Annotated in this window: 8 protein-coding genes and 1 riboswitch; of the genes, 4 read left to right on the top strand and 4 right to left on the bottom strand. The window is 69.5% G+C overall.

Going from position 1 to position 6890, the window contains the following annotated elements:
* The 4 genes from ACFU7D_RS27825 to ACFU7D_RS27810 all read right to left on the bottom strand — a co-directional run.
* Window positions 1–332: hypothetical protein (locus ACFU7D_RS27825; protein ID WP_378873420.1), on the bottom strand; the 332-nt coding region annotated here is incomplete at its 3' end.
* Between the two features lie 5 nt (window positions 333–337).
* Window positions 338–510, bottom strand: a riboswitch (cyclic di-AMP (ydaO/yuaA leader).
* A gap of 213 nt (window positions 511–723) precedes the next feature.
* Window positions 724–1404 (bottom strand): response regulator transcription factor, encoded by a 681-nt coding sequence (locus ACFU7D_RS27820; protein ID WP_176884042.1) that lies wholly within the window; start codon window positions 1402–1404, stop codon window positions 724–726.
* Between the two features lie 14 nt (window positions 1405–1418).
* The gene (gene ligD / locus ACFU7D_RS27815; RefSeq protein ID WP_378873418.1) at window positions 1419–2336 is read right to left on the bottom strand and encodes a non-homologous end-joining DNA ligase; all 918 of its coding nucleotides are present in this window, start codon (window positions 2334–2336) and stop codon (window positions 1419–1421) included.
* On the bottom strand, window positions 2336–3304 hold the full coding sequence (locus ACFU7D_RS27810) for a DNA ligase (protein ID WP_378873417.1): 969 nt from the start codon (window positions 3302–3304) through the stop codon (window positions 2336–2338). Before ACFU7D_RS27810 ends, ligD begins: the two co-directional genes overlap by 1 nt.
* A gap of 108 nt (window positions 3305–3412) precedes the next feature.
* Here ACFU7D_RS27810 and ACFU7D_RS27805 point away from each other — a divergent pair, with 108 nt between their 5' ends.
* The 4 genes from ACFU7D_RS27805 (at window position 3413) to ACFU7D_RS27790 (ending at window position 6839) form a co-directional block, all read left to right on the top strand.
* The gene (locus ACFU7D_RS27805) at window positions 3413–4252 is read left to right on the top strand and encodes a Ku protein (protein WP_378873414.1); all 840 of its coding nucleotides are present in this window, start codon (window positions 3413–3415) and stop codon (window positions 4250–4252) included.
* 110 nt (window positions 4253–4362) lie between these two features.
* Entirely contained in the window at window positions 4363–4722 is a 360-nt protein-coding gene (locus ACFU7D_RS27800) for a YciI family protein (RefSeq protein WP_378728663.1), read from the top strand.
* Window positions 4719–5993: an RNA polymerase sigma factor gene (locus tag ACFU7D_RS27795; RefSeq protein ID WP_378873412.1), complete on the top strand. Its 1275-nt coding sequence runs from the start codon at window positions 4719–4721 to the stop codon at window positions 5991–5993. The genes ACFU7D_RS27800 and ACFU7D_RS27795 overlap by 4 nt, the downstream gene beginning before the upstream one ends.
* Window positions 5994–6023: 30 nt before the next feature.
* On the top strand, window positions 6024–6839 hold the full coding sequence (locus ACFU7D_RS27790) for an alpha/beta fold hydrolase (RefSeq protein ID WP_378873410.1): 816 nt from the start codon (window positions 6024–6026) through the stop codon (window positions 6837–6839).
* Window positions 6840–6890 lie beyond the last annotated feature (51 nt).

The following is a 6890-nucleotide window of genomic DNA, read 5'->3' as shown; positions in this document are numbered from 1 at the left end:
GCCTCGGCCTTGCGCTCCTGCACCTCGACAGCCCTCTCGAGCTGCTTGATGTCGGTGAGCATCGCCGTGGGGGTGGCCGAGGCCTCCAGGGTCGGAGCCTCCACCACCTTGGCCGGCTCGACGGTGGAGGTCTCGTGAGAGACCGGGGCGGCGTTGGCGGCGGGCACCGCCACCAGGGCACCGGCGGCGATGCCGCTGGCGAGGGTGACGCGGCCGACGAACTTGCCGTGGGCCCTGAGAGATCCTGCGATCGTCCGGGCGATCGAGACGTTCGGCGACCGGAACGGCCGGGGCGCGCCTCGATGGGCAGGATGAGATACGGACTTGGACATGCGTGAGTTCCTTCCCACGCCTGCGAGGTGAGCTGTCGGGTTCGGGCTAGAAGGTTGCCCGGCCATCCTGCGATGGCTTCACCCCAAGCGACCGTCCGAGTAAGTCGCGTGGAACTTGGGTCCCCCGCTCCTGTCCCATACGTACTGCTGAGTGTGAGGGTAAAGGGGGTTCAGTAGTCGGGGCCGGCGTCCGGAGGGACAGGATTCGGCGTGTACCGGGGCCGGTCGTGCGTTGTGCACAGCTCAACCAAGGTGACATGCCAACCAAGCCGGATCCAAGCCCGAACGGTCGAATCTGGAGCACATCCGGCGTGTTCACGCGTGACTTTGCCCTGGTTTGTGAAACATCTCACGCACAGAACACGCATATGACACCGTGTCGAACTTGCGTTTACTCCGCTGCTTCGAGCCGGAAACCGACGCCGCGGACCGCGACGACCTTCTCCTGCACACCGGCCGCCTCGAGCTTCTGACGCAGGCGTCCGACCGTGACGTCGAGCGTCTTGGTCGAGCCGTACCAGTTCTCGTCCCAGACCTCGGCCATCAGCCGGTCACGGGAGACGACCTTGTCGCGGGAGGCGGCCAGGACGGCCAGGAGGGCGAACTCCTTGCCGGTCAGGGTCACCTCGCGCTCACCGGCGTAGACCCGGTGGGCCGCTACGTCGATGCGCAGGGCGTCGTCGTCGGCGCCGGGCTCGACCGGACCCGAGCGGCGCAGGAGGGCGCGGACCCGCGCCTGGAGGACGGCCAGCGCGAACGGCTTGGCCAGGTAGTCGTCGGCACCGGCGTCGAGCCCGACGACCAGGTCGATCTCGGCGTCACGGGCGGTCAGGATCATGATCCCGCCCTCGTAGCCGTTGTCGCGCGCGGCCTTGCAGACCTCGAGCCCGTCCATGTCCGGGAGGCCCAGGTCGAGCAGCACCAGCTCGGCGTCGTAGGGAGGCGCCAGCAGCTCCAGCGCCTTCTTGCCGGAATCGACCCAGGTGACGTCATAGCCCTCACGCTGGAGCGTGCGCACCAGGGGAGCAGCGATGTCCTCTTGGTCTTCTACGACAAGCACGGAGTTCGACATGAAGAGAACAATAGTTACAGCCCCGTAGGGCTTGTGAAGAGATCCCCCCTTTCAGATAAGCGCGTGATCACATTGTTAGGTCCGAACTGGTCGATACCGAGCGGATCCTCGGCCCCTTCCGTGACCTCGTCCCAGGTGACCGGGGCCGCGACCGTCGGGATCTCCTTGCCACGCAGCGAGTAGGGGCAGATCGTCGTCTTCGATCCCGAGTTCTGCGACCAGTCCAGGAAAACCTTGCCTGACCTGCGACTCTTGGTCATCGTCGCGGTCACCTTGCTCGGGTGGGCCTTCTGGAGGTCCTCGGCGATCTCCTTGGCCAGCGCCGTGGCGACCTCCGGCTCGACCGGCTCCGGCAGGGCGGCGTACAGGTGCACGCCCTTGCTCCCGCTGAGCACCGGCGTCGCGGCGAGGTCACGGGCGGCCAGCGCCTCGCGCACCAGCAGCGCCACCTCGCAGCACTCCTGCAGGCCGGCGGGCTCGCCGGGGTCGAGGTCGATCACGATCCGGTTCGCCCCGGCGGGAGTGCCGTCGGCGCCGACCGTCCACTGATGGACGTGCAGCTCCAGCGCGGAGAGGTTCGCGGCCCAGGTGAGGGCGGCGAGGCTGTCGAGGATCGGAAAGGTGAGTGTTCCCTCCCTGTGGTCCGCGGTTCGGGATCCCGTTGTCGGAACGGTGACGGTGCGTACCCAGCTGGGCGTGCCGGCCGGTGCGTTCTTCTCGAAGAACGACATGTCGCCGATGCCGTGCGGCCAGCGGATCCTCGTCACGGCGCGGTCCTGGAGCTGCGACAACAGCGCCGGCGCGACCTGGGCGTAGTAGTTGAGCACCTCGCCCTTCGTCATGCCCGTGCGCGGATAGAGCACCTTGCTGAGGCTGGTCAGGGTCAGCACCCGGCCGTCGACCTCGACGCGTACCTCTTCGCGTTCGACCATCACAGATCCTCTGGCTCGATGTCCTCGCGGATGCCGATGAAGCTCGGCTGCCGCAGCCGGCCCTTGTAGCTCGCCGCCGCGACGGCGGTGCCGTGGGTCTCCACCTCGACGACGAGGAGGGGCTCGACCCAGTGGGTGCCGCGGGCGTCGACCGGCGGCACTCCCCCGTCGGGGTCGACGTCGGGTCCGGCGAAGGGGTTCCGGCCGGTCTCGCGGAGCAGCTCGCCGAGCCGCTGGGCGCGCTTGCCGCCGATGCCGCTGCCGACCCGCCCGCGGTAGACCAGCCCGTCGGGCGTCGGCTGCCCGACCAGCAGAGCGCCGATACGTTCCGTGCCGCCCTCGGTGCCCACCTCGGGCCGCCAGCCGCCGACCACGAGCGAGGCCCGGTAGCGGTGGGCCAGCTTCACCCAGTCCTTGCTCCGCTCACCGGGTCGGTAGCGGCTGATACGCCGCTTCGACACGATCCCCTCCAGCCCCTGAGCCCGCGTCACCTCGTGGAGCATCCGGCCGTCGTCGTAGGTCGCCGGCACCTGCCAGGAGCCGAGGTCGCCGTCGGCGTGGACCGCCTCGAGGACCTTGCGGCGCTCGGCCCAGGACTCCTCGATGAGCAGCCGCCCGTCGAGACGGAGAAGGTCGAAGACCATGTACGTCGCCGGGATCCGCTCCGCGAACCGCGCCGCGCGGCCCGCGTCGCGGTTGTGCATCCGATCCATGAGCACCCGGAAGTCGGGCAGCCCGGCGTCGTTGAGCGCGATCACCTCGCCGTCGACGAGCACGTCGCGCGCCGGGCCGATGGCGATCTCGGGCCAGGCACGGGTCGCGTCGTTGTCGTTGCGGGTGGTCAGCCGGGTCTGCGTACGTCCTTCCGGGCTGTCGCCGAGGAGGCGGATGCCGTCCCACTTGACCTCATGGACCCACTCCTCCCCCGGCGGAACGTGGGCGCCGGGTGTGGCGAGCATGGGACGCATGCGTCCATCTTGGCCGAGGATGTGGCGTTTGACGTGCTCAAATGGGTTCCCGGAACGATCTATCCGACGGATACTGGGCACGTTGTTGCCTTTGTGGAGGGAGTCACCATGCGTGCGATCTGGAAGGGCGCGGTGTCGTTCGGGCTGGTCAGCGTGCCTGTGAAGCTCTATTCGGCGACGGAGTCCCACGACGTCTCCTTCCGTCAGGTGCACCAGTCCGACGGCGGCCGGATCCGCTATCAGCGGATCTGTTCGATCGACGGCGAGGAGGTGCCCTACTCCGAGATCGCGAAGGGCTATGAGACCGAGGACGGCGAGATGGTCGTGCTCACCGACGACGACTTCGCCAACCTGCCGACGACCTCCTCGCGCGAGATCGCGGTGGAGAAGTTCGTGCCGAGCGACCAGATCGACCCGATGCTCTTCGAGAAGAGCTACTACCTGGAGCCGGAGAACACCGGGGTCAAGCCGTACGCGCTGCTGCGCCAGGCCCTGCTCGACGCCGACCGGGTCGCGCTGGTGACGGTCGCGCTGCGCCAGCGCACCACGATCGCCGCGCTGCGGGTGCGGCCGACCGACAACGGTGACGTGATCGTGCTGCAGACGATGATGTGGCCCGACGAGATCCGGGTGCCCGACTTCAAGGTCGAGGCCGGCGAGATCAAGGACTCCGAGATCAAGATGGCCAACATGCTCGTCGAGACGCTCGCCGGCGACTTCCATCCCGAGGAGTTCTCCGACGACTACGCCAGCGCCGTCGAGGAGATGGTGAAGGCCAAGATCGAGGGCGGCGAGGTCGAGCGGACCCCCACCTCCACCAAGACCTCCGGCGAGGTCGTCGACCTGCTCGCCGCCCTGCAGCGCTCGGTCGCGGCAGCGAAGAAGTCGCGCGGCGAGGAGGTCCCGGACGAGACCGAGGACAAGAAGAAGAAGTCCAAGGCGTCCTAGGCGACACGTACCGAAATCTCTGGTGCGGGCGTGTCGAAAGCGGCAGGCTCTCCTCGACGCGTAGGCGACGACGCGCAACGGACGCGTCGCCGACCCGCAAGGAGAAGCAGATGCGCTACATGATGTTCGTGAAGATGGACCCGCAGGCCGGGCCGCCGCCGGCCGCGCTGATCGAGGCGGTGGAGGCCGAGATCAAGCAGCAGTACGCCGACGGCATCCTGCTCGACGCCGACGGGCTCGGTCCCGCGGTGGAGATCCGGCTGAGCGCCGGAGAGGTGACCCACGTCGACGGGCCCTTCGCGGAGGCCAAGGAGGTAGCCGGTGGGTTCTCGCTCTTCGAGGTCCGCTCGCCGGACGAGGCCATCGAGCTCGGCCGCCGGATGATCCAGCTCCACGAGGAGCTGTGGCCGGGGCAGGACGTGACGGTGGAGATGCGGCCGCTGTTCGGTCCGCCGACCCCTGCTGAATGAGCTCTCCCACCGAAGACGCGATCGTCGCGGTCTGGCGCAACGAGTCCGTACGTCTCCTCGCCGGTCTGGCGCGGATGACGCACGACCTCGACCTGGCCGAGGACCTCGCCCAGGATGCCCTCGTCGCGGCGCTGGAGCAGTGGCCGCACGAGGGCATCCCTCGCAACCCCGGCGCGTGGTTGATGTCGATCGCGAAACGGCGCGCGATCGACGGGTTCCGCCGCGACGAGGTGCTGCGCCGCAAGGTCGCCCTGCTGGGCCACGAACTGGAGGAGGGTGAGATGCCTGACCTGGCTGCCGCGGTCGACCACATCGAGGACGATGTGCTGCGGCTGATGTTCCTCTCCTGCCATCCTGTGCTGGCTCCCGACTCCCGCACCGTGCTGACGCTGCGGCTCGTGGGCGGGCTGACGACCGCCGAGATCGCCCGGGCCTACTTCGCCAAGGAGTCGGCCGTCGGACAGCGGATCTCGCGGGCGAAACGCACGCTGGCCGAGGTCGGGGCCTCGTTCGAGCTGCCAGTGGGGGCGGAGCGGGCGGCTCGCCTGCGCGATGTGATGCAGACGATCTACCTCGTGTTCAACGAGGGCTACGCGGCGACGTCGGGACCGTCGTGGACCCGGCCCGAGCTGTGCCTGGAGGGGATGCGGCTGGCCCGCATGCTCGCCGCGCACGCCCCGGGCGATCCCGACGCGCAGGCGCTGCAGGGGCTGCTGGAGATCCAGGGGTCGCGGCTCGCGGCGCGGGCGGACGCCGATGGTCACCCGGTACTGCTCGAGGATCAGGACCGGACCCGCTGGGACCAGCTGCTGCTGCGTCGCGGCCTGGCCGCGGTCGACCGGGCGACGGCGCTCGCCTCCTCCGGCACCCCCGGCGGGAGCTATCTGGTGCAGGCGATGATCGCCGCGTGCCACGGCCGCGCCCGGCGGGCCGAGGAGACGGACTGGGCCGAGATCGCGCGGCTCTACGACATGCTCGCGAGCGGCGTCCCGGGCGCCGTCATCGAGGTCAACCGGGCGGTGGCGCACGGGCGTGCCTTCGGTCCCGATGCCGGGCTGGCCATCCTGGCGGCACTCCCCGAGGGAGCCCTTCCCGGGTCGCATCTGCCTGCCGGCGTACGTGGTGACCTGCTGCACCGCGCCGGGCGGCACCTCGAGGCCGCGGTGGCGTTCGACGAGGCGGCCTCGTTGACCACCAACGCCGGGGAACAGGAGCTTCTCGAGCGACGTGCCGCCGCGTGTCGAAGCGACGAGGACTCGTCCGACGCGTAAGTATCAACCGGATCTTTCGAGGAGTGAACCATGACCACAACCACCGCCTCCGCCGACGGCACCACGATCGCCTACGACGTCGTCGGCACCGGCCCGGCGCTCGTCCTGGTCGACGGGGCCCTGTGCTACCGCGGCTTCGGGCCGTCGAAGGAGCTGGCCGACGCGTTCTCGGACCGGTTCACCGTCTACCGCTACGACCGCCGCGGCCGCGGCGACAGCAACATCGCCAAGCCGGCGGCCGCCGGCACCATGGAGGCGGTCGAGCAGGAGGTCGCCGACCTGGCCGCGGTGATCGAGGCGGCCGGCGGGCACGCCCATCTGCTGGGCCTGAGCTCCGGCGCCTTCCTCGCCCTGGAGGCCGCGCGGGCCGGGCTGCCGATCGACAAGATCGTCGCCTACGAGGCGCCGCTCATCCTCGACGACACCCACCGCCCCAACGACGCCGACCTGGCGCAGCAGGTCGAGGCCCTGGTGGAGAAGGGCAAGCGGGCCGCCGCGGTCGAGCGGTTCATGCGCGTGGTCGGCATGCCGCTGGTCGCGGTCAAGATCATGCGTCTCACCCCGGCTTTCAAGAAGCTCACCCCGGTCGCCCACACCCTCGTCTACGACCTGGGCATGTGCGTGCCGTTCCAGCAGGGTCTGCCCCTGCCGGGCGGCTACTTCAAGAGCGTGTCGGTGCCCGTGCTGTCGGTGGCGGGCAGCAAGAGCCCGACCTACATGACCAATGCCCAGCAGGCCATCGCCAAGGCCGTTCCCGAGGGCCGCTACGTCGTCCTCGACGGGCAGGACCACATGGTCAAGGCGTCGGCCCTGGCGCCGGTCGCGGCGGAGTTCTTCACCGCCTAGCGCACCCTCGTCCCGCCGAGTCAGCGCCGAGTCGGCTCGTCATAACGAGCC

The sequence above is a fragment of the Nocardioides sp. NPDC057577 genome (assembly GCF_042801335.1).
GTDB lineage: Bacteria > Actinomycetota > Actinomycetes > Propionibacteriales > Nocardioidaceae > Nocardioides.
The sequence above is the reverse complement of the archived record's forward strand: the minus strand, read 5'-3'. Positions and strand labels throughout refer to the sequence as shown.

Bases quoted from the DNA above. Each gene is read 5' to 3' on its own strand.
- ACFU7D_RS27805 (WP_378873414.1), top strand. From the start codon at position 3,413: ATGCGTGCGATCTGGAAGGGCGCGGTGTCGTTCGGGCTGGTCAGCGTG.
- ACFU7D_RS27810 (WP_378873417.1), bottom strand. From the start codon at position 3,304: ATGCGTCCCATGCTCGCCACACCCGGCGCCCACGTTCCGCCGGGGGAG.
- ACFU7D_RS27795 (WP_378873412.1), top strand. From the start codon at position 4,719: ATGAGCTCTCCCACCGAAGACGCGATCGTCGCGGTCTGGCGCAACGAG.
- ACFU7D_RS27820 (WP_176884042.1), bottom strand. From the start codon at position 1,404: ATGTCGAACTCCGTGCTTGTCGTAGAAGACCAAGAGGACATCGCTGCT.
- ACFU7D_RS27790 (WP_378873410.1), top strand. From the start codon at position 6,024: ATGACCACAACCACCGCCTCCGCCGACGGCACCACGATCGCCTACGAC.
- ACFU7D_RS27800 (WP_378728663.1), top strand. From the start codon at position 4,363: ATGCGCTACATGATGTTCGTGAAGATGGACCCGCAGGCCGGGCCGCCG.
- ligD (WP_378873418.1), bottom strand. From the start codon at position 2,336: ATGGTCGAACGCGAAGAGGTACGCGTCGAGGTCGACGGCCGGGTGCTG.